The 20,850-nt window shown below is 58.0% G+C and carries 20 protein-coding genes; 15 read left to right on the top strand and 5 right to left on the bottom strand.

Annotated elements, in window-relative coordinates; genetic code table 11:
* Positions 1–3 precede the first annotated feature (3 nt).
* A complete protein-coding gene (gene nfsA, locus A8B84_RS10380; RefSeq protein WP_064229124.1) occupies positions 4–741 on the bottom strand; it encodes an oxygen-insensitive NADPH nitroreductase in 738 nt (245 codons plus the stop codon).
* Positions 742–893: 152 nt separating this feature from the next.
* Here nfsA and A8B84_RS10375 point away from each other — a divergent pair, with 152 nt between their 5' ends.
* A complete protein-coding gene (locus tag A8B84_RS10375) occupies positions 894–2,072 on the top strand; it encodes a GGDEF domain-containing protein (RefSeq protein WP_227512787.1) in 1,179 nt (392 codons plus the stop codon).
* Here A8B84_RS10375 and A8B84_RS10370 read toward each other — a convergent pair.
* Positions 2,052–2,846, bottom strand: coding sequence for an enoyl-CoA hydratase/isomerase family protein (locus A8B84_RS10370; RefSeq protein ID WP_064229122.1), 795 nt, complete (start codon positions 2,844–2,846; stop codon positions 2,052–2,054). The genes A8B84_RS10375 and A8B84_RS10370 overlap by 21 nt on opposite strands.
* Positions 2,847–3,097: 251 nt before the next feature.
* Here A8B84_RS10370 and A8B84_RS10365 point away from each other — a divergent pair, with 251 nt between their 5' ends.
* The 6 genes from A8B84_RS10365 (at position 3,098) to A8B84_RS10340 (ending at position 9,733) form a co-directional block, all read left to right on the top strand.
* Positions 3,098–3,913, top strand: coding sequence for an ABC transporter ATP-binding protein (locus A8B84_RS10365; RefSeq protein WP_064229121.1), 816 nt, complete (start codon positions 3,098–3,100; stop codon positions 3,911–3,913).
* The gene (locus tag A8B84_RS10360) at positions 3,913–4,791 is read left to right on the top strand and encodes a branched-chain amino acid ABC transporter permease (RefSeq protein WP_064229120.1); all 879 of its coding nucleotides are present in this window, start codon (positions 3,913–3,915) and stop codon (positions 4,789–4,791) included. Before A8B84_RS10365 ends, A8B84_RS10360 begins: the two co-directional genes overlap by 1 nt.
* 1 nt (position 4,792) lies before the next feature.
* On the top strand, positions 4,793–5,836 hold the full coding sequence (locus A8B84_RS10355) for a branched-chain amino acid ABC transporter permease (protein ID WP_064229119.1): 1,044 nt from the start codon (positions 4,793–4,795) through the stop codon (positions 5,834–5,836).
* A 71-nt stretch (positions 5,837–5,907) separates the two neighbouring features.
* Entirely contained in the window at positions 5,908–7,116 is a 1,209-nt protein-coding gene (locus tag A8B84_RS10350; RefSeq protein ID WP_064229118.1) for an ABC transporter substrate-binding protein, read from the top strand.
* A gap of 8 nt (positions 7,117–7,124) precedes the next feature.
* Complete coding sequence (locus A8B84_RS10345) at positions 7,125–7,934, top strand: ABC transporter ATP-binding protein (protein WP_064229117.1); 810 nt, start codon at positions 7,125–7,127, stop codon at positions 7,932–7,934.
* Positions 7,931–9,733, top strand: a complete 1,803-nt coding sequence (locus tag A8B84_RS10340) for an AMP-dependent synthetase/ligase (RefSeq protein WP_064229116.1) — start codon at positions 7,931–7,933, stop codon at positions 9,731–9,733. Before A8B84_RS10345 ends, A8B84_RS10340 begins: the two co-directional genes overlap by 4 nt.
* Positions 9,734–9,745: 12 nt before the next feature.
* Here A8B84_RS10340 and A8B84_RS10335 read toward each other — a convergent pair whose 3' ends face one another.
* The 3 genes from A8B84_RS10335 to A8B84_RS10325 all read right to left on the bottom strand — a co-directional run bounded on the left by A8B84_RS10335 (position 9,746) and on the right by A8B84_RS10325 (position 12,141).
* Entirely contained in the window at positions 9,746–10,066 is a 321-nt protein-coding gene (locus A8B84_RS10335; RefSeq protein ID WP_064229115.1) for a hypothetical protein, read from the bottom strand.
* Positions 10,067–10,158: 92 nt separating this feature from the next.
* Positions 10,159–11,109, bottom strand: a complete 951-nt coding sequence (locus tag A8B84_RS10330; RefSeq protein WP_064229114.1) for a hypothetical protein — start codon at positions 11,107–11,109, stop codon at positions 10,159–10,161.
* 144 nt (positions 11,110–11,253) lie between these two features.
* Positions 11,254–12,141 carry a LysR family transcriptional regulator gene (locus A8B84_RS10325; RefSeq protein ID WP_064229113.1) on the bottom strand — a complete coding sequence of 296 codons (888 nt, stop codon included), beginning with the start codon at positions 12,139–12,141 and terminating at the stop codon, positions 11,254–11,256.
* A gap of 124 nt (positions 12,142–12,265) precedes the next feature.
* Here A8B84_RS10325 and A8B84_RS10320 point away from each other — a divergent pair, with 124 nt between their 5' ends.
* From A8B84_RS10320 to nei, 8 genes are all read left to right on the top strand, one after another.
* Positions 12,266–13,708: an aldehyde dehydrogenase family protein gene (locus tag A8B84_RS10320; RefSeq protein ID WP_064229112.1), complete on the top strand. Its 1,443-nt coding sequence runs from the start codon at positions 12,266–12,268 to the stop codon at positions 13,706–13,708.
* 11 nt (positions 13,709–13,719) lie between these two features.
* Complete coding sequence (locus tag A8B84_RS10315; RefSeq protein WP_201257887.1) at positions 13,720–14,721, top strand: membrane dipeptidase; 1,002 nt, start codon at positions 13,720–13,722, stop codon at positions 14,719–14,721.
* Between the two features lie 37 nt (positions 14,722–14,758).
* Positions 14,759–16,378 carry a BCCT family transporter gene (locus tag A8B84_RS10310; protein ID WP_064229111.1) on the top strand — a complete coding sequence of 540 codons (1,620 nt, stop codon included), beginning with the start codon at positions 14,759–14,761 and terminating at the stop codon, positions 16,376–16,378.
* Positions 16,379–16,381: 3 nt separating this feature from the next.
* Entirely contained in the window at positions 16,382–18,112 is a 1,731-nt protein-coding gene (locus A8B84_RS10305) for a hypothetical protein (RefSeq protein ID WP_064229110.1), read from the top strand.
* Positions 18,109–18,876, top strand: a complete 768-nt coding sequence (locus A8B84_RS10300) for a DUF3726 domain-containing protein (protein ID WP_064229109.1) — start codon at positions 18,109–18,111, stop codon at positions 18,874–18,876. The genes A8B84_RS10305 and A8B84_RS10300 overlap by 4 nt, the downstream gene beginning before the upstream one ends.
* A 14-nt stretch (positions 18,877–18,890) precedes the next feature.
* Positions 18,891–19,289 carry a RidA family protein gene (locus A8B84_RS10295; protein ID WP_064229108.1) on the top strand — a complete coding sequence of 133 codons (399 nt, stop codon included), beginning with the start codon at positions 18,891–18,893 and terminating at the stop codon, positions 19,287–19,289.
* 156 nt (positions 19,290–19,445) lie between these two features.
* Positions 19,446–19,733 carry a hypothetical protein gene (locus A8B84_RS10290; protein ID WP_064229107.1) on the top strand — a complete coding sequence of 96 codons (288 nt, stop codon included), beginning with the start codon at positions 19,446–19,448 and terminating at the stop codon, positions 19,731–19,733.
* 268 nt (positions 19,734–20,001) lie between these two features.
* Positions 20,002–20,847, top strand: coding sequence for an endonuclease VIII (nei, locus tag A8B84_RS10285; RefSeq protein ID WP_064229106.1), 846 nt, complete (start codon positions 20,002–20,004; stop codon positions 20,845–20,847).
* Positions 20,848–20,850 lie beyond the last annotated feature (3 nt).

The following is a 20,850-nucleotide window of genomic DNA, read 5'->3' as shown; positions in this document are numbered from 1 at the left end:
TGGTTATTTCATCTCGAAGCCGCATTTGCGCAGGAAGTCGCGCATGTGCGGTCGCAGTTTCGAGGTGAACAGCGGCTTGAGCTGCTCGGACCAGGTAGTGTCCTTGTTGCCGCCGGTTCGCTCCCGGTAATACTCGTTCATGGTGCGGTCGAACCCGGCGACCAGCTCTTCGTCTCGGGCGTCGGAGTAATAGTCTTCCCTGAGAATGGCCTCCACCGGCAGTCGCGGCTTCACCTCCGGATTCTGGTCCGGGTACCCCAGGCACATACCAAACACCGGATAGACATGCTCCGGCAGCCGCAGTATCTCGCTGATCTCCGCCGGGTTGTTCCGTATGCCCCCGATATAGCACAGCCCGAGCCCCTCGGACTCTGCTGCGATGGCCACGTTCTGGGCCATCAGGCTGGTGTCGATGGTGGCAATCAGCAGTTGTTCGGTCATCCCGCGCACCACGTCGGCCCCGGCACGACCCGCCGCGTCGATGGAGCGCCGCATGTCGGCACAGAACACCAGAAAGTCGGAGCAGTCAGCAATGTAGCTCTGGCCACCGGCCAGTTCGGCGATTCTACGGCGGTTGTCCGGATCAATCACGTGAATGATCGAGTAGGCCTGCACATGATTCGAGGTGGCGGCGCACTGGCCGGCGCGAATCAGCTCCCTGAGCATTTCGTTCGGAATTTTTTTACCGGTGAATTTACGAATAGAGCGGTGGGATTTAAGAAGTTCTATGGTTGGATTCATGGGGTCTCGCAGTGAGTTCATGGATGTCGCGCCAATCTGTGACAATTATCATACCAAACGCTACATAGCAGGTGCGCCGGCGCAGAAGTTAAGCTGATACGCTGAAAAACCCATTATAAAGCCTGGAATGCCGTGCGTTTATGGACCTGAACATGCACCTGTCAACGCTGCTGGTCACGTCGGTCATGATTAACCTCCTGATCGGAGGGATGCTGTGGGCGATCTACCACCTGCGCCACCGAGAAGGCTGTTTTCTGCTTTGGGCACTCGCCTGTCTGACTTTCGTAATCGGTACCGCGCTCGCGGTGGCCAATGAGCTGGCCGACGCCCCAGGGATTTTCGTTTTTATCGCCCATCTCGTTCTTGGTGGTTCCCCGTTGTTGGTCCTTGCAGGAATACACGCACTGATGGGTGTGCCAATAGTGGGCACCAGAAGGTCGTCCCGTATAATCTATGGTGCCTCTCTACTTTATCTTTTCGGCCTGGCTGTCGGTACTGGATGGGATCCGCTTGTTGCCAGATTCCTGACTGCGCTTTTCTCGGCATTGGTCTTCAGTCTTGCGATCTACCGGCTGGGGTCGATTGAGCGCAGGCCCAGACTGCCTCTTCGCATTCTGCAAACGCTGTTCGGCGTTCACGGTACGCTGATGATGGCCCAGGTGCTGGTGATCGCAGTGTCCGTTAGCGGAAGCACGCAGCTGGACCTTCAGGGGCTGCTGAAACTGATTCTGGTTAACCACCTGTTGCTGGTGAGCGCTACGGCCATGGCGCTTCCGTTGCTGGCGTTTACCCGTGCCGAACAGGCTCTGGTCGCGCTGGCGGAGCGGGACGGGCTTACCCAGCTGTTCAATCGCCGGGCGTTTTACCGGGAGGGCAACCTGGCGTTTGAAAAAGCCCGGGAAGAGGGAAAATTGATTACTGTCCTCATGATAGACCTGGACCACTTCAAGCAGATCAACGACCGCTGGGGGCACGCTACTGGCGACGAGGTGCTGCGAATCGTGGCGAATCTGATGAAAGCCGAACTCCGGGATGACGACATCATTGGACGTGTGGGCGGGGAGGAGTTTGCTGCCGTGCTGCGCAACAACAACCGTGAGGCGATCGAGGCCGTAACCGGGCGTCTGTTGCAACGAATTTCTGAGGCTGGCCGAGAAGTCGATGGTATTCCGGTCCACCTGTCTGCAAGCATCGGAGGCGCCTCTCTTACACAGGAGCATGGCAACTTCCAGGACATCATGGTTTCAGCGGACAAAGCCCTTTACCGGGCAAAACGCAACGGTCGAAATCGCGCTGTATTTGTGCCAGCGTCAGCGGCCGCGAAACCCTGACGGCCGTTTGGCCAGAAACGCCGACACGCCCTCGGCAAAATCCTCGGTTCGGGTCATTTCAAGGAAGGCCGCGCGCTCTGCCTCCAGATGGGCGGCCAACCGGTCACCGTTGGCACGATCGATCAGTTGGCGAAAGGCACCGAAGGCACGGGTTGGCCCCTGGGCGACTTTTTCGATCATGCGATTCAGCTGCTTCTCGAATTCGCTGTCCGGGGCAATGTCGTTGACCATGCCCCAGTCCTTCGCCTCCACGGCACTCAGGGTGCGCCCCAGCAACATCAGTTCCGCGGCCCGGCCAGCGCCGAGTTTGTGAGCCAGGGCCCAGCTGCCGCCACAATCCGGAACCGCGCCAATACCGTTGTAGGCCACCAGAAATTTCGCGTCTTCCTCGGCGATCACCAGATCTGCCATCAGGGTGAGGCTCAGCCCTGCGCCGGCGGCTACGCCCCGGACCGCAGCTATAACCGGTGCGTCCATGCTACGAAGTAGCAGAATGGCAGGATTAACGGCATCCAGGATCGCGCTGATGGCTGCCCCTGCCTGCTCCGACGTGCCGGCCATGCTGGATACATCGCCACCGGCCATGAACGCTCGCCCCGTGCCTGTCAGAACGATACAGCGAACACCGGAAAGCTTATTGATCTCCCGAACTGCCCCGAGAAAGGCTTCTGCCAGGGGCACATTGATGGCGTTCAGGGCTTCAGGGCGATTGAAGGTTAATCTGGCCACTCCGGTCTTGGTATCGAATGCGGTGGTTACCAGCGCGTCTGTCATGGTCAATTGCCCTCCCGATGCTGCAGGTCTGAAGATCCGAAACCTGCGTACTGATCATTGTTGTTTGTCGGGTAACAGGATAGAGCGGTTTGCCTAATGTTGCCTGAATGGACTACTTTAAATCTGGATCGGGGCTAACCCCCGGCGATAAGAAACAACAAAAAATACAATCATCTTCGGGCGTGAGATGGGTATCGGCAGGGCGTGTTCGCGTGCCTGTTTACCCGGCGCCAGGGGTGCCGGGAGGTAGTGTGAGCATCCTTGAAATCAGCAACCTGTCTCTGTCGTTTGGTGGTGTGAAGGCGCTGCAGGACGTGAGTTTTCGGGTGCCTGAGAATACCGTAACGACCATTATCGGCCCGAATGGTGCTGGTAAAACTTCGCTATTCAATTGCATCTCCGGCTTCTACAAACCCCAGCAGGGCACCATCCGCTATCAGGGGCAGCCGCTACCGGGCAGTATCAAGCCGCCGAAACGGGCCGCACTGGGCCTGGCCCGAACCTTCCAGAATATTGCCCTGTTCCGGGGTATGACCGTACTCGACAACATCAAGCTGGGCGCCCATGTGCATATGAAAAGCGGCCTGCTCAGCGCGCTCGCCTATTTCGGCCCGGCCCGGCGTGAGGAAATGGACGTCCGCAAGGAGGTGGAAGAGCGGATCATCGATTTTCTGGAGATAGACCACATTCGCCGTCAGCCGGTGGCGAGCCTTTCCTATGGCCTTCAGAAACGGGTTGAACTGGCCCGGGCGCTGGCAATGCAACCCAAAGTGCTGATGCTGGATGAGCCGGTCGCGGGTATGAACCGAGAAGAGAAGGAGGACATGGCCCGGTTCATCCTCGATATCCGGGAAGAGTGGGGCATTACCGTACTGATGGTGGAACACGATATGGGCATGGTAATGGATATTTCCGACCACATTGCCGTGCTGAATTTTGGTCAGGTGATCACCGAGGGCCTGCCGGCGGATGTTCAGAACAATCCCGAGGTTATCAAGGCGTACCTCGGCAACAGCGACATCGATAGCCTCCGCAAGAAGCTCAATGCCGAAGGGGAGGCCGCCTGATGGATTGGTTGTTCTTCGGCGAAATCAGCCTGGCCGGGCTGGCCATGGGTGGCCTGTATGCGCTGATCGCCCTGGGCTTTGTCATCATCTATAAAGCGACGAGGGTCATCAATTTTGCCATCGGCGAGATCATGATGTTCGCGGCTTACCTGTTCCTGGCCTTTGCCGGTGGCATGGAACTTTCACCCTGGATTGCCCTGCCCATGGCGGTCATAGGCGGTAGTATTCTTGGGGGCGTCATCGAAAAGACCATGATCCGGCCCATGCTGGGGGAGTCGCCGATTTCCGTGGTGATGGTGACCATCGGTATCGCCAGCATCCTGGTGGGGCTGGTGGAATTCATCTGGACGGCCGATCCCCAGCTGCTGCCCAATTTCCTGCCACGGGAACCGGTGTTCATTGGTGAATTGTATCTGGCACCCAAAATTGCCTATGGCTTTCTCATTGGTTCCGCCCTGCTGATCATCTACCTGCTTTATTTCCGGTTCTCCCGGGGCGGCGTTGCCCTGAGAGCCACTGCCTCGGATCAGGCGGCCGCCTATTCCATGGGCATCAACGTGCGCCGGGTCTTCAACATGGCGTGGGTGTTCGGCTCTCTTGCAGCGTCCCTTGCCGGGGTGCTGGTGGCGGCCACCGGTGGGCTGAGCCCGCAATTCGGGATCATCGGCCTGAGTGTGTTGGTGGTGGTCATCGTTGGCGGTCTGGACAGCATTCTCGGCGCCCTGGTGGCCGGCGTGTTTATCGGCTGGCTGGAGACCGTGGCGGGCGCCTATCTCGGCGGCGAGTACCGGATGCCGGCAACTTTTCTGGTGCTGGCAATTATCCTGGTGATCCGCCCCTACGGCCTGTTCGGCACCCACGAAATAGAGCGAGTGTAAGATGCGCATCGGTGACGCAAAACAGAGTTACGAGGCCGATGAGGCAATCTGGACCAGCCAGACCCAGAAACTGTGGCTGGGATTCTTCCTGCTGATCTTGCTGGTATTCCCTTTTGTGGTGGACTCGTATCTGCTGTACCTGGGGTGCCTGGTGGGCATAGCGGTGATCAGTACCACGGGCCTCAACATCCTGACCGGTTTTACCGGGCTGATTTCCCTGGGCCAAGCCGGGTTTATGGGTGTGGGGGCCTACACCGTGGCCTGGCTGTCGATTAATACCGCACTGCCATTCCCGGTGACATTGGTGCTGGCCGGCCTGATGGCCGCCGCCGTCGGGATTCTTGTGGGGCTGCCGTCGCTGCGTGTGAAGGGGTTGTACCTGGCCATCGCCACTCTGGCGGCGAGCGTGTTCCTGCACTTCATCTTTGCCGAGTGGGAATCGGTCACCGGGGGTATGGGCGGCCTGAGCCTGGAGCCGGCGCACCTGTTTGGGTTCACGTTCCAGAGCGATTTCAGCATGTATTTCATCATCGTACCGCTGGCAGTGCTGATGGTGCTGGCGGCCAGGAATGTGTTCCGAACCCGGATCGGCCGGGCGTTTATCGCCATCCGCGACCGGGATATCTCAGCGGAGATCCTGGGCATTAACCTGCTGCGCTACAAGCTGATGTCTTTTGCCCTCAGTTCTTTCTATGCCGGGGTTGCCGGCGGTCTGTTCGCCTATTTCTATCGGGTAGTCACGCCGGAGAGCTTCCCGCTTTCCATGTCCATTTTCTATCTGGCGGCCGTGATTGTCGGTGGCATGGGTAATCTGCTGGGTGGCATTCTCGGAGCCGCCTTCATGACCCTGGTACCGGAAGCCCTGAAACTGCTGACCGCCGCGCTGACGCCTTTTTATCCCAACGCCCCGGTGTTCATGTCGCCAATGCTGGAAATCATCTTTGGTGCCCTGATCGTGGGCTTTCTGATCTTTGAACCCCATGGCCTGGCGGAGATCTGGCACCGTATCCGCCGTTTCTTCCGCCTGTGGCCATTCAAGAATTAACCGTGTTTCAAGGGGCCTGGTACCCAGAGCCCATGCACCACCAACAACAAGAAGCAGCAAGGAGAAGAAACATGTTCAGAAACATCCTCGAAAAAGGTCGCCGGCTTGCCGGGCTGGGTAGCCTGGTCGCTGCGCTGACAGTCGCCGCTCCGGCGATGGCACAGGATAAAGAGCCCATCGTGTTTGGCGGCTCCATTCCGCTCTCCGGTGTTTTTGCTTTCGCCGGTATTCACATCCACGCCGGGCTGACCGACTACACGAGCTGGATCAACAGCCAGGGTGGTATCAATGGCCACCCGGTGGAATATGTGATGGAAGACACCGCCTATGAAGTAGACCGCTCGGTTGCAGCCTTCAAGAAGATTTCCGGTAGCAGTTCCCCGGCCACCTATTACGGGGACAGCACCGGTTTCATGAAAGCCATTGCCTCGGAGCTCAACAGCCAGGGCAACACGTTGATGAGCGGTGCCTCCTTCGCAACCGCCCTGACCGATAACGAGCAATACCCCTATCAGTTCATCCCGGGCCCCAACTATAGTCAGATGTTCGGGATCATCCTCGAGTACATCGCCTCCCAGGGTGAAGGCGGGGACATGCCGAACGTGGCCTTTGTCTACAGTGACACCGAATTCGGCAAGGACCCGATCGAGAATGGCAAAGCCCGCGCCGCCGAGCTGGGCATTGAAGTGGTGGAAGAGATCGTTACCAAGCCCGGCAGCGTGGACGTCTCGGCCGAGGTCCTGAAGCTGCGTCGGGTGCGCCCGGATTACGTGGTGTTCCACGGCTACGTGCTGTCACCGATCAACGAGTTCATGGTGCAGATGCGTCAGATGGGCCTGGACACCCAGTTCATGGGTACCTTCTGGTCCTCCGACAAGCTGATCATCGACAAGATGGGCGCGGATGCCGACGGTTACATGGGTGTGATGCCCTACAACTACTACGACAGCGAGGAAGGCGGCCCGATGTTGGACGCCCTTCGTGCCCAGGCCGAGAAGAGCGACCCGGAAGCGGGCTACCGCCCAACCGGCTACATGCAGGCCTGGTTTAATGCCATGGTGTGGACAGAAGTGGTCAAACGCACCCTGGATGCCGGTAAGGAACTGACCGGAGATAACATGGCTGAAGCCCTGGCCTCCATTGAGGACTGGGACACCGGCGGTATCATCGGCATTCCGGTTACCGTGCGGGACATGTCCTTCCCGGTGGGTCGAATCTGGCGGGTGAATGCCGAAGAAGGCCGGTATGAGCCGGTATCGGACTGGATCCACCTCGACTGAGGGGCTGTATGGAAGCCTTACTGGAAATCGATAATATCGAGGTGGTCTACAACAAGTCGGTGCAGGTCCTTCGGGGCCTGTCACTGCGGGTGCCGAAGGGTGCCATCGTAGCGCTCCTCGGCTCCAACGGTGCCGGCAAATCCACCACTCTTAAAAGCGTTTCCGGACTGCTGACCCTGGAAGACGGTGAGGTGACCGCCGGCGAGGTTCGTTTCCGGGGCCAGGATGTGAAGGGCACACCGCCTGAAAAACTGGTGCGTAGCGGGCTGTTCCACGTGATGGAAGGGCGGCGGGTGTTTGAAGACCTCACCGTTGAGGAAAACCTGATTGCCGCCACTTACGCGCTCAGTGGCAGCAAGCCGTCCCTCAATGACAGCTACGAGCTGGTCTATAACTACTTTCCCCGCCTTAAGGAACGACGCAAACAGCTGGCCGGCTACCTGTCCGGCGGCGAGCAGCAGATGTTGGCCCTTGGACGGGCGCTGATCGCCCAGCCCGACCTGATCATGCTGGATGAACCGTCCCTGGGCCTGGCGCCGCTGTTGGTGGAGGAAATCTTTACCATCGTGGCGAGAATCAATCGGGAACAGGGCACGGCCATTCTTCTGGTGGAACAGAACGCGGCGGTTTCGCTGGCCATTGCCTCCTACGGTTACATCATGGAGAACGGCAAGATCGTGATCGACGGCCCGGCGGACAAGCTTACGGCCAATGAGGATGTTCAGGAATTCTATCTGGGTGTGGGCGGCAAGGAAGGCGAAACCCGCAGCTATCGCGACATCAAGCACTACAAACGCCGTAAACGGTGGCTGTCATGACAACACCTTCCATTCCTGATCTGACCCTCACTCAAATGTTGCGTGCCCACGCCCGGGAGCGTCCGGGCGCATTGGCCCTGCGCCAGAAGGATTTCGGTATCTGGCAGGCCTATTCCTGGCAGGATTACTACCGACGGGCCCGGCATTTCGGGCTGGGGCTTCGCGCCATGGGGCTCGAACCGGGCGGCCATGTGGCCATCATCTCGGAAAACCGGGTGGAGTGGGTCATCGGCCAGATGGGCATCGGCCTGGTGCAGGGTATCTGTGTCGGCGTCTATCCCACCAGCCCCTGGAACGAGGTGGCCTACGTGCTGGACCACAGCGACGCGGAATTTGTGATCTGCGAAGACCAGGAACAGACCGACAAAGTTCTGGAGGCCTGGCCAGATCTGCCCAAACTGAAGCATTGCATTGCCATTGATATGAAAGGCCTGCGTTATTACCCCGAGCCGCCATCGGCGTTTGAGGACATTGAGGCCCGCGGCCGGGAATTTGAAACGCAGCATCCCGGCCTGGTGGATGAGCTGCTGGATGGCCAGCAGATGGATGACACCGCCCTAATGATCTATACCTCCGGCTCCACCGGTCGACCGAAAGGCGCCATGATCAGTTGGCAGAACCTGCATGCGGCGGCGCCGGGACTGATTGAGCTGTTGCAGGCCGATGAACACGGATCCAGCCTTTCTTACCTGCCCCTGTGCCATGTGGCAGAACAGGCCTTTACCAATATTGCGCCGGTGTATGTGGGCAGTACGGTCAGCTTTGGTGAGAGCCTGCGGACCATTCAGGAAGATTTGCGGGAAATTGCGCCGACCTTTTTCCTGGGGGTGCCTCGGATCTGGGAGAAGCTGCATTCTTCCATTTACATCAAGATCCAGGAGACCGGGCGGTTTCGGCAGGCCCTGTTCAACTGGGCCATTCGGGTTTGTTCACCGATGGCCACGAAGCCCAGGCCGCAGTGGAGTCTGAAGGAACGCTGCCTGTACAGCGTGAGCTACTGGCTGGTGCTCCGCGCGTTGCAGAACTTTATCGGCCTGCGCCGATGCACCATTGCGCTCACCGGGGCGGCCCCCATATCCACGGGCATTCTCGAATTCTTCCGGACCATTGGCATTCCCCTGGTGGAGGTCTATGGCCAGACGGAAAGCACCGGTGTTGCCACGGCCCAGCCGCTTGATGACGTGCATCTGGGAACGGTGGGGGAAGCTGTTTCCGGTGTCGAGGTAAAGCTCGGTGAGCACAACGAGATCATCATGCGCGGTGGCAGCATGTTCAAAGGCTACTACAAGAACGACGAGGCCACCGCCTCAACCCTGAAAGACGGCTGGCTGCATACCGGCGACGTGGGCGAGTGGCGGGACGGCCAGCTCAAGATTGTCGACCGCCTGAAAGACATCATGATCACGGCTGGCGGCAAGAACCTGTCACCGACGGAAATCGAGAACACCATCAAGGCCAGTCCCTATATCAAAGAGTGCATTGTGATAGGGGAGGCCAGAAAATATGTGTCCGCGCTGATCCAGATTGATTTCGACACGGTGGCCAAATGGGCTGAGCAGGAGCGGATTGCCTACACCACCTTCCGGAGCCTGACCGAGCAAGAGCGGGTGAACGAACTGATCCAGAACGAGGTGAACCGGGGTAATGAACAGTTACCGCAGGTGGCGCAGATCAAGCGCTTCCACCTGCTTACCAAAGAACTGGATCACGACGATGATGAAGTGACGGCCACCATGAAGGTGCGCCGGAGCAACATCTACGAGAAATACACCGACGTGATCGAATCGCTTTACGCCTGAGAGTGAGGCTGCCTAGAAACGGGCGCCTTCTTCCACCCGGATGCGTTCCATGTACTGGGTCAGTGCGGCATTGAGTACCGCCAGAACCAGGAACAACAGGATGCCCTTGGGCACCAGGGCGTGGATTTCCGGGTTGGGCGCGGTGCTGGCGGTTACCAGGATCAGGCCCAGGATATTGCGGGCCAGACGCATGGTGAGCATGGCGCAGAGATACCCGGACTGGAATGCCGATTCTGCACCTTTGAGCAAACGACCAAAGGCCGGCATCAGGTGCACGGTGTTGAGCAACAGAACAGAAAAGATAATTAATTGAAGAGCACTGAAAATGGTCATGACCAGAGACTACCAAACGACACAGCTGGTTAAAAAAACGGCCGAAATTATCCCCGATTGGACAGATTTAATCCAGTTCAGGGCGAGGTTGTTTAATAACTGCTGTTCAGAAGGTCGTGGTAGTCACTTCGAAATCGCTGGAAACTCAAATAGTTATTCCTGTGGTCCACCAGACCTGCTGAATTGAACGCTTCCACAAAGGCCCGGGACTCTCCCGTGCTGACCTCGCCATGGAAACCGCCGTCCCAGTCCAGCACCTGCATCATTTCCAGCAACACTGTCATGGCCAGGGCGCCGTTGGCCTTTTCCAGGTAGCGGTAGGCCAGACCGTAATGCCCGAAGCGATACGGTGTGTTTGCAGCGTCCATCGGAGTCACATCCCAGAGAGGGTCGTAGTCATAGTGCTGGTAGACCGGGGCAATGGGTTCGCCCGCAACAACAACGGACTGCCCTTCGGCAAACCAGTAGGGAAGCAGGCTGTAACTGGTATCGTATCGGGAAAGGTTTTCCTGGACGAAATGGGCCAGCTCGTGGGCCATAATCTGGCCGGTCTCATAGGGCCACTGGCCGTAATACGGGTTGAACGCCACGGCGGCCAATGAGGCCGATACAAACTCACGGTGAGACACGTTGGGGCTGAGGCAGCCGACCACCTGTCGGGGGTAGGGGGCAGCAGCGCTTCGGTCCTCGACAAAATCGGACCAGCTTAACTGGAACCGGCTCAGCACGCCGTCGATCCGCCGTTCAAGCTCCGAGGCGGCAGCCCGGAACGAGGTCTCGCTGTAGGCTGGAGATCCATAGACCCGAACCCGACCGCTATGGGTTTCGAAATACAGAGGTTCGTTCCGGCAGGCTTCAGCGTCGCTGGCTAATGCCCAGGAGTTCGTGGGGTAGTGCCGGCCCGTATCCCGTGCGTCGTAGAACAGGCCGGAAACGAAGCCACCGGAATCCGGGTAATGATGATCGTCTGAAGTAGTGACTTTGCAGCCGGTCAGCGCCATCACGAGAACGCTGAGTATTAGCACGGCTTTGCTGGTTGCCATAAACCACTCCTGAATTGGATCCTGTTGTTCGGAATCATCGCAGGGTTTTCCGGATGGCTCCGTCAACAGGGTGTAAAAATCAGGTAAAGCGAGCCAGGAGAAACTCCTGTTCGCAGTGACAAAGGGCTGAACTGCACTCTGGCTTCAGGAAATCGCCATGCCAGCCAATTCGGCATGAATCATTTTTTCCAGAGCCTGGGCGGAGGGCGACAGAGAGCGAGAGGCCTGCTTGATGATGCCAATCTGGCGCACAAGTTTCGGGTCACTCAGCGGAACAAAGCACAGCTTTTCGTTGGCCACAGGGAAGGCGAGGCGAGGGAGTGTGGTGATGCCGCTGCCGGCTTCCAGCATGGCGAGCAGGGAAATCATGTTGGAGATAAAGAAGTCGTTGTTGTCGACCAGACTGGCGGCGGCCGTGTGCTTGAGGAGCCGGGAGGTGCCGTTGGCAATAAAGCGCTCCTCTGTAAGCTCCTGCCATTTCAGATTACGGCGTCCCGCCAAAGGATGGTCCTTGCGCATGACAACGCCCACGTTGTCTTCAAACAGTGGACTGAATTTCAGGGCTTCGTCCTGGACCCACATGCTGCTGATTCCAAGATCCACTTCACCATTGGCCACCAGTCGACAGACGAATTCTGCGTTTTCGTCATGAAGATTGATGTTGATGTCCGGATATTCGGCAACAAAGGCGGCGAGGAATTCAGGCATCAACCGGCTGGCAACCGAGGGTACCGTGGCCAGTGTCACCCGCCCCTGATGCCCCTTGGCCATCTGTTGCAGCTCTTTTGCCAGCCGGTCGTGCTGGTTGATCAGCTCCCGGAATCTGGGCAGGCAATAATCGCCAAACGGGGTTAATTGCCCTTTGTGAGTCTTCTCGAACAGGGGCTGCCCAAGCTTTTCTTCCAGATCACGAATGGCCATGGATAGCGCCGGCTGGCTCCGATGGAGTTTCAGTGCTGCGCCGTGAAAGCTGCCTTCGTCCCGTACCGCCAATACGTAGCGTAGAGGCTGAATCTTGAGCTCGATCGACATGTGCACGTACCCCAGTCTGTTTCTTCTTTAAAGTATAAGAAAAACTTACTAAAAACACGATATTTTTGATTATCCTTATTTATCTGGAGCGTCTAGGCTTGGGGGATCATATAAGGAGGAACCCATGCCAAATTCACACGCACTTTATATCGGCGGCGAGTGGGTTGCAGGCGCCCATGCTGCCCAGCCCAACCAGAACCCTTCAGACCTGAGCGACACAATCGGCCACTATGACCAGGCCAGTGCCGAGCAGGTGAAGCAAGCGATCAGTGCCGCACAGGCTGGGCAGAAAATCTGGGCAGAAACCGGTCTTGAAGCCCGCTACAGCGTGTTGATGGCGATTGGCAATGAGCTGATTGCCCGCAAAGATGAGCTTGGCGAGCTTTTGTCGCGAGAAGAGGGCAAGCCCCTGGCAGAGGGCAAGGGGGAGGTCTATCGCTCCGGACAGTTCTTCCAGTACTACGCAGCTGAAGTGCTCAGGCAGATCGACGATCGGGTCGCTTCGGTGCGACCCGGCGTTGAAATCGAAACCCGTCGTGAGCCGCTCGGTGTGGTTGGCGTTATCAGCCCCTGGAACTTCCCCATGGCCACCGCGGTCTGGAAGATTGCGCCCGCCCTGGCGTTTGGCAATGCCGTGGTCTTCAAGCCCGCCAATCTGGTCCCGGCCAGTGCCTGGGCTCTGACTGAAATTATCAGCCGCCAGAATCTGCCAGCCGGCACCTTCAATCTGGTGACCGGTAGTGGTCGCGAAGCCGGCGAAGCCTTGATCACCAGCCCCCATGTGCAGGCAATTACCTTCACCGGATCCCTTGAGGTCGGTCAGCGGGTAGCGTCGGCTACTGCCGCCAACCTGGTGAAATGTCAGTTGGAGATGGGGTCGAAGAACGCCCTGATCGTTCTCGACGATGCCGATCTGGATCTGGCGGTGGAGGCGGCCTTTGCCGGCGCCTACTCGGGCTCCGGACAGAAGTGTACAGCATCCTCGCGGTTGATCGTTGTGGACTCGGTGCACGACCAGTTCGTGCAGAAGCTGACGGCGAAGCTGGCCGGCGCAAAAGTTGGCCCGGCTCTGTCCGACGGCACCGCTATCGGCCCGATAGCCAGCAAGAGCCAGCTGGAAGCCAATCAACGCTGGGTCAGCGTGGCGCTGGAAGAGGGCGCGACCATGGCCTTCGGTGGTGACCACGTCAACGTGGATGCAGACGGTTATTACATGCAGCCGGTGCTGTTCACCAACACCACCAACAACATGAGCATCAACCGCGATGAAGTGTTCGGTCCCGTTGCCTGTGTCATTCGGGTTCCGGATTACGACGCGGCATTGGCGACTCTGAACGATACCAATTACGGCCTCACCGCCGGCCTGATTACCCGCTCCCTGCAACGCGCCTCTGACTTCAAGGCCCGGGCCGAGACCGGTTGTGTAATGGTGAACCTGGCGACTGCTGGCACCGATTATCACGTGCCGTTCGGTGGCAGAAAGGACTCCAGCTTCGGGCCCCGGGAACAGGGCCAGTATGCCCGTGAGTTCTATACGGTGATCAAAACCTGTTACACCAAGGCCTGAGGTCTGCAGCCATGTCAAAGTCTGTGCTAACCATTGATGGCCTGCAGTATTCCAACTGGTCGAGAGCCATCTTTGAACAAATGCGGGAGGGCGGCGTTGATGCAGTGCACGCCACGCTCGTATACCACGAAAATTGCCGGGAAACCCTTCTGCGTTTCGGCGAGTGGCAGCGTCGCTTCGAGGAGCACTCCGACCTGATCATGCCGGTTTTTGAGGCCAGCGATATCGAACTGGCCAGGGAAACAAACCGGGTCGGTATTTTCTTCGGGGCCCAGAACTGTTCGCCGATTGAGGACGATATCGACCTGGTGGCCATCATGCGCCGGTTGGGCTTGCTGATCATGCAGCTTACCTACAACAACCAGAGTCTTCTGGCCTGTGGCTGCTACGAAGCAGAAGACAGCGGCATTACCCGGTTTGGCCGGCAGGCGATCCGGGAGATGAACCGGGTGGGGATGCTGATCGATATGTCTCATAGCGCGGAGCGCTCCACGCTGGAAGCGATTGAGCTGTCAGAGCGGCCGGTCATTATCTCCCACGCCAATCCGGCCAGCTTCCACCCTGCCAAGCGCAACAAGTCCGATACGGTGTTGCGCGCTATCGCCGAAAGCGGCGGCATTCTGGGCTTTTCAGTGTATCCGTTCCACCTCAGGAACGGGCCTGACTGCACGCTGGACGAATTCTGCGGCATGGTGGCCGATACCGCCGAGCTGATGGGGATCGATCACATCGGCATGGGTACGGACCTTTGCCAGGCCCAGCCGGAATCGGTGCTGACGTGGATGCGTAACGGGCGCTGGACCAAAGCCATGGATTACGGCGAGGGTAGCCAGTCGAATGCCGGATGGCCTTCTCCGCTGTCCTGGTTCAGCGACAACCGTCACTTTCCGAATATTGTGGAGGGCCTCCGTCAGAAGGGGTTCAACCACGAGGAAATTGACAAAATCATGGGCCGAAACTGGCTCAAGCAGTTAACCGAGGGCACGCGGCCCGCCGTAAACGCCGCGTTCTGATTACACACTGTTCCAAAAACAACAACAGGTAATCGTCATGACAAACTCAGCCAGCTCCATAGCTATCCCGGAAACGGGCATCAAGCGCTTCGGCGATCCAATTGTCCTGGGCCTGAGCGTGGGCTTCATCCTGCTCTTTCTCGGCCTATCTCTGTACGACATTCAGTGGACGGCGGGGCTGATAAGCGACGGCTTCGCCTGGACCGCCAAATATCTCGGCTCTTACTTCCAGCTCCTGTTGCTGCTCACCTTCCTGATTGCGATGGGAGTAGCGATTTCGCCTGCAGGCAGTGCCAAAGTGGGCAATCTTGATACGCCTGAGCTCAGCACCTTCAAATGGTTGTCCATTATCATGTGCACCCTGCTCGCCGGCGGTGGCGTTTTCTTCGCGGCGGGTGAGCCGGTTTACCACTTCGTTGTTACGCCTCCGGTATTCGATACGGAAGCAGCCACAGCCGAGGCGGTGGCGCCTGCGCTGGCCCAGTCCTTCATGCACTGGGGCTTTCTGGCCTGGGCAATTCTCGGGACACTGTCTGCCATCGTTCTGGCCCACGCCCACTACGTGAAGGGGCAGCCTCTGCAACCGCGAACCCTGTTGTATCCGGTGTTTGGTGATCGGGTGATGAAAGGCTGGGTCGGCGGTTGCGTGGACGCTGCCTGTGTAATCGCGGTGGTTGCCGGCACCGTTGGCCCGATCGGTTTTCTTGCCACCCAGGTCAGCTTTGGTCTGCATGAGCTGTTCGGTTTTGCCGAAGGCTATGGCACCCAACTGATCATTCTCGGTGTCCTTGCCGGTGTGTATGTGACTTCAGCGATGACCGGTATTCACCGGGGAATTCAGCTGCTGAGTCGCTTCAACGTGTTTCTTGCCCTGGCCATTGCTGCCGTCATCTTCATCTTTGGCCCGACGCTTTTCCTGACCAATGCCTACACCCAGGGCTTTGGCGAATACATCAGCTCCTTTTTCGCGATGGCCACGGTAACGTCGGGCACCGCTGAAGGCTGGTGGATGCAGTGGTGGACGGTGTTCTTCTTTGCTTGGTTCCTGGGCTATGGACCGTTGATGGCAATCTTTGTCGCCCGGATCTCCCGTGGACGCACCATCCGCCAGATGATTCTCGCGGTTGGCGTCATGGCGCCGGTTGCCACCACCATCTGGTTCACCCTGCTTGGTGGTTCCGGGATTTTCTACCAGATTACCGGCGCGATCGATCTGACCGAGGCCCTCAACAACTTCCAGTTCGATGTTGCCACACTCACCATTGCCGAAGCTCTGCCTGGTGGAGCCATGATGGCGCTGGCGATTCTGCTGCTTACGACTATCTTTGTCGCTACTACCGGCGATTCCATGAGCTACGCCATTGCCGTTGTGAGCGCCGGCCATGATGAGCCCGAACCAATCGTGCGTGCCTTCTGGGGCGTCGCCATGGCGCTGATGGCAGCAGTGCTGCTGTATATGGGGGCGGGGCAGATCAGTGCGCTGCAGCAGTTCATTGTGATTACGGCCATCCCGGTGTCATTGATTCTGCTGCCATCGCTGTATATCGGCCCCAAATCTGCCTACGCCATGGCCCGTGAGCAGGGCATCGTTCCGCCCAAGGGTGAAGTGGCTTTGGTTGTTGCTACCACGGGCTCGTCCGAGAGTTCAGGAGTCTGAAACATGGCAACTCCGTTAGATGCACAGCCCGAGCTCCACCTCCGACCGGCCGACCAGGTGATGAACCTGGTCCGGCTCGGGAGCCTTCACGCCAGTCGTCTGAGTTTTTGCCGCAGCCTGGTTCGCCAGATGGCACGGGAAGACTGGACAGTTACCACGGTTCGTTTTGACCTGGATGCCGAGGGTCACGGGGTTGTGATCTACCGTCTGAACACCCCGAACCACACCTATCATGGTGTAGTGTTCTCACAGCATCTGGATCCGGAACTCCGGTCTGACCGTGTGATCGCGGAGGCCTGGGATGTCACCTTTGCCCTTTTGGAAGGGGAAGTGGAAGACAGTCTTCTTGAGCAGATGGCGGCAAATGTGCCGCTGCAGGAGGCGGGCCGTCAGCATCCTCGATTGCTGGTGCTGTCGCGTGCCAACAAGAGCCTCAGGAACTTTGGTCACTTTGTTGATGCGTTGGCCTCGGGTCAGCAGCCCGACCCGGCCTGGCTGACACGGGTCGGTTACCTGTACCGCACAACCGCTGTCTACGGGAACGGCAAGTTCGGCATTGCGGATTACGCACGCTTGCAGAACAACCCGGATTTCAACCGGCCCTTCTCGGCGCAGATGTTTGCGGTCTACCTCTTGCGCCACTTCTCAGTGCAACAGGTTGAGCATCTTGCCAGGAATCGTTCGCCGGAGCGGGCTGTTGCCCTGCATCCATCCTTGCAGCGTTACCTGGGGATTGGTAATTCCACCGGGCTTGGTATGGCGCCGTTTCTGATCAACCACCCTCAACTGATTCAGCAGTGGGTCTACTGCCGTGAGCGGGCTCTGGCCTATGCCCGTGAACAATTGCCCGATGACGCCAGCCGGCGTGAACTTCTGGCGTTGCTAAAAAGGGCCCACAGGCACTTTCTGGAAACTGTCACCGAGGATGCCGAGCAGACCCGGCGCAATGAGGCGACTGTTGTCTCCATTGATTCGGTTGTCGAATGGCTGGAAAGAACCCCGGCCACTCCGACCCTGTGGAGCGATCTGCTGGCCTGGGCCGACAAGCAGTGTTCACTGGAGGCCCAGGAACTGATCAATACCCTGTTGATCGAGTTGTACCCGGATCTGATCGATGCGGTGGAGGATGAGCTCGGCTGTGAGGAAATACTGGAACTGCAGCCGGAAATGCGGGCAGCAACGCTGAAGCAGGAAATTGAGGCCCGGTTTGGCTGGGCGCTGGACTACGACCCCAAGAATCCGGACCACCAGTACTGGTTCTGGTACCGCTCTGCCGAGAAGGAAGAGCCAAGACTGGGCGTGCGCGCCTGCGAACCGGGCGCGGAAAAAGAGATGCCCCTTGCCATCGGGCCAAGGATTCATCGCACCCATCAGCTGCTGGATGCGTTTCTTGACCGGAGCCCCCGGGGTTCGGTGGTCGAGTTTCTGATGGCCCATCCCCGGCAGAAAGAATGTGTGCGGAGGATCCAGACCATGGCCGCCACACCCTACGGTGAGATCCAGGCCAACCTGTGGCACCGGGACATGAAGCCCATGCATCTGCTGCGAACGAAGCTGTCGTTCTTCGGTGCCAGCCGGTTTGATCCCAAATCCGATCGTTGGGTCCGGGTAACCCTGTTCCAGGGTGCACCGCTGTTTTGCGAACTCTTCAGTGACCATGGCACAGACAAGGCGAGACTCGCTGAGCTCGACGACTGGAGCTTTCCCGTGGAACCGGAGCTGAACCTGTCATGAAAGTCTCCTTCAACGAACTGCAGGGCATAGGCCGGAAAGCATTTATCGGAATCGGCTTTGCCGAGGGTGATGCCATTGACGCGGCCGAAATGGTCGCCTGGATGGAGGCTCATGGCCTGGGCGGGGTCGAAGCGCTGAAAAAAGGTCTCAGGTTTCTTTTGGCTGAAGATCATAACGAATCGCCAACCCTGGTCTACCAGGATGAAGACTTCAGTGTTCTTGATGCCCACAACCACAGTATTCTCGGGAACGCGAGCCTTGCTGTGGAGCTGGGATATGCCAGGGCACGGGGCCGAGGGCTGTCGGTTACCAAGGTTCGCCACTGTCACAATCGCATCCTGATTATTGGCTACCTGTCGCGGCTTGCCCGCCGGGGCATGAATGTCACGGCATTCTGGCGCAATGCCCACGACCCCCTGACGGAGCTGGTGGTCGGCTTCAAGGCTGGTCACCCAGTGCCTGAGATCTGTCTTTACAGTCTTGAGAATACGCCGGATGACACCGAGAAGAACGATGGCATTACCCTGATCATGGCGAACCATGTTGATTTACTGCCAAGCCTGCGCTCGGAATACGAGCTGACCAATCTGATGCGCCAGACCGAAGAAGATCTCGAAAGACAGAGAGACAGGGCGCTGGTGGAGGGCATGGATGTTGATGACGAACTTTGGCACAACCTGAAATCCCTGGCCGACCGACTGCTGGTTGAGGCAACCGATGCTTCCCGGAGCGGTGCCGGTGCAGGTACCAGTGATAACGACTGAACAGAGAAGCAACCATGAATGCGACCAGTACGATTACCCCCATTGCTACCCAGCTTCCTCGCTCAAAAGCTCCCCTTGAATGGGCGGTAAGCGCGAACGGCATTCTCTTTACCGCCCAGATACCAATCGACGCCAGCGGTCAGGTGGTGGCAGGCGGAATCGAAGCCCAGGCCCGGCAAACCATGGAAAACCTCAAACACACCCTGGAGTGTGCAGGCGGTGGCATGGCAAGCCTGACCCAGGCTCTCATCTACGTGACCGATCGGAATCACCTTGCCGCTGTAAATCAGGTTTATGCCGAGTACGTTCAGGAACCCTATCCGAATCGGGCTGCGATCATAGCCTCGGGATTCGCACGGGAGGAGATGCTAGTGGAGATTGTGGCGTACGCGGCTACCGGGCCCGCATCCTGACTGTCAGAATCGGTGGGCCGATGTGGACGGCTCGTGGTTTTCCGAGATAGCGGCCACGCAATCAGCTGTCGATCGGCTTTGTGGGTTGTTTTTCCAGATTGCTCGCCCAAGTACGGAGTTGTAGGCAATTCATCGACTCCTCAAGGGAGAGCACTTATGTCATTGAAAGACGAACTGATCAGAAAAGCCGAAACACAACTGGAAGAGTGGGAAAAGCAGGCCGATTCCCTGAAAGCCAAGGCCAAAGCCAAAGAAGCAGAAGCCGAGAACGAGAAGGCCAGCGCGGATATCCAGCAGAGCGCCTCGGATGCGTTGCGCTCGGTTGAAGAAAAGATCTCGGATGGCCGCAAAAAATTGGATGAGCTCAAGGAAAGCGGCGAAGACAATATTGATTCCCTACGCGAAAAGCTCTCTGATCTGGTCGGTCCGGGAGACAAGAGTTAAGGTTATTGAAACTGGGTGTAGCAACGCTGTCGCTTGACCAGTAAATCCTGCCATTGTTCATGTCTGTGGTGGAGACCATATCGCTCCATTACAGCCATGAATTTGCCAAGATAATCGCACTGACCTGAAGCCGGCAGCCACTCCGCTGGCCCCCTCTCGTCCCGGCTCATGACAAAACTTTGTGACCCGACAACTCCGAATTGCTGTAAGCAACGTAGGGTTTAGCTCACCTGTGATTCAGAGAGACTTGTCAGGAGCGGAAACGAGTATGCCCGAGGGTCCCGAAATACGGCGCATGGTCGATGAAATCGACAAGGCTGTAGGCGGCAAGACAGCGCAATCTGTGTTCTTTGCCTTTGAACACCTGAAACCTTTCGAGAGTGCCCTTCGGGGACGCAAAGTTGAGAGGGTGGAGGCCCGGAGCAAAGCCGTGTTGGTGTTTTTTGAGGCCACAGATGAAGACGGGCCGTGGTGCGTTTACAGCCATAACCAGCTGTATGGCAAGTGGCGCATGGGCAAACCCGATCAGGAACCGAGTACAAATCGGCAACTGCGATTTGCCATTATCGGTCCGAAGAAAGCGGCCCGGTTGTACAGTGCCTCCGACATCCAACTGGTTCGGCCCGATGAATTAGATGAGGTACCCTATCTGTCACGGCTGGGGCCGGACCCTCTCAATCAGGATGTCAGCGTCGCTCAACTGTTGGCGGTGTTTGATGATAAGCGTTTCCGGGGCCGGAACCTGGGTGGTTTGCTGCTGGACCAGGCGTTCGTTGCCGGAATCGGTAATTACCTCCGTTCGGAAATCCTCTTTGAAGCGGGTGTCTCACCCCGGGCACGGCCCCGTGATCTGGACGCCGATCAGCAGTCGAAATTGGCCGAGGCCATCCTGACTCTGGTGCAGCGAACCTATCAGCTCAAGGGCATCACCAATCCTCCCGAGCGTGCAGACCGGCTTAAAAAGGAAGGGTGGACGTTCGGGCAGCGTCGTCACATGGTGTTTAACCGCGATGGCGAACGCTGCCATGACTGCGCCTCAGCCCTTGTAAAAACCATGATGGCCAGCCGTCGCCTCTATTTCTGCCCGGTCTGTCAGGGAGTTGAGCTGAGTTGATGG

It is taken from the genome of Marinobacter sp. EhC06 (assembly GCF_001650915.1).
Classification (GTDB): Bacteria; Pseudomonadota; Gammaproteobacteria; order Pseudomonadales; family Oleiphilaceae; genus Marinobacter.
This window is presented reverse-complemented; position numbering and strand designations above follow the sequence as displayed.

Bases quoted from the DNA above. Each gene is read 5' to 3' on its own strand.
- nfsA (WP_064229124.1), bottom strand. From the start codon at position 741: ATGAATCCAACCATAGAACTTCTTAAATCCCACCGCTCTATTCGTAAA.
- A8B84_RS10375 (WP_227512787.1), top strand. From the start codon at position 894: ATGCACCTGTCAACGCTGCTGGTCACGTCGGTCATGATTAACCTCCTG.
- A8B84_RS10370 (WP_064229122.1), bottom strand. From the start codon at position 2,846: ATGACAGACGCGCTGGTAACCACCGCATTCGATACCAAGACCGGAGTG.
- A8B84_RS10360 (WP_064229120.1), top strand. From the start codon at position 3,913: ATGGATTGGTTGTTCTTCGGCGAAATCAGCCTGGCCGGGCTGGCCATG.
- A8B84_RS10355 (WP_064229119.1), top strand. From the start codon at position 4,793: ATGCGCATCGGTGACGCAAAACAGAGTTACGAGGCCGATGAGGCAATC.
- A8B84_RS10350 (WP_064229118.1), top strand. From the start codon at position 5,908: ATGTTCAGAAACATCCTCGAAAAAGGTCGCCGGCTTGCCGGGCTGGGT.
- A8B84_RS10345 (WP_064229117.1), top strand. From the start codon at position 7,125: ATGGAAGCCTTACTGGAAATCGATAATATCGAGGTGGTCTACAACAAG.
- A8B84_RS10340 (WP_064229116.1), top strand. From the start codon at position 7,931: ATGACAACACCTTCCATTCCTGATCTGACCCTCACTCAAATGTTGCGT.
- A8B84_RS10335 (WP_064229115.1), bottom strand. From the start codon at position 10,066: ATGACCATTTTCAGTGCTCTTCAATTAATTATCTTTTCTGTTCTGTTG.
- A8B84_RS10330 (WP_064229114.1), bottom strand. From the start codon at position 11,109: ATGGCAACCAGCAAAGCCGTGCTAATACTCAGCGTTCTCGTGATGGCG.
- A8B84_RS10325 (WP_064229113.1), bottom strand. From the start codon at position 12,141: ATGTCGATCGAGCTCAAGATTCAGCCTCTACGCTACGTATTGGCGGTA.
- A8B84_RS10320 (WP_064229112.1), top strand. From the start codon at position 12,266: ATGCCAAATTCACACGCACTTTATATCGGCGGCGAGTGGGTTGCAGGC.
- A8B84_RS10315 (WP_201257887.1), top strand. From the start codon at position 13,720: ATGTCAAAGTCTGTGCTAACCATTGATGGCCTGCAGTATTCCAACTGG.
- A8B84_RS10310 (WP_064229111.1), top strand. From the start codon at position 14,759: ATGACAAACTCAGCCAGCTCCATAGCTATCCCGGAAACGGGCATCAAG.
- A8B84_RS10305 (WP_064229110.1), top strand. From the start codon at position 16,382: ATGGCAACTCCGTTAGATGCACAGCCCGAGCTCCACCTCCGACCGGCC.
- A8B84_RS10300 (WP_064229109.1), top strand. From the start codon at position 18,109: ATGAAAGTCTCCTTCAACGAACTGCAGGGCATAGGCCGGAAAGCATTT.
- A8B84_RS10295 (WP_064229108.1), top strand. From the start codon at position 18,891: ATGAATGCGACCAGTACGATTACCCCCATTGCTACCCAGCTTCCTCGC.
- A8B84_RS10290 (WP_064229107.1), top strand. From the start codon at position 19,446: ATGTCATTGAAAGACGAACTGATCAGAAAAGCCGAAACACAACTGGAA.
- nei (WP_064229106.1), top strand. From the start codon at position 20,002: ATGCCCGAGGGTCCCGAAATACGGCGCATGGTCGATGAAATCGACAAG.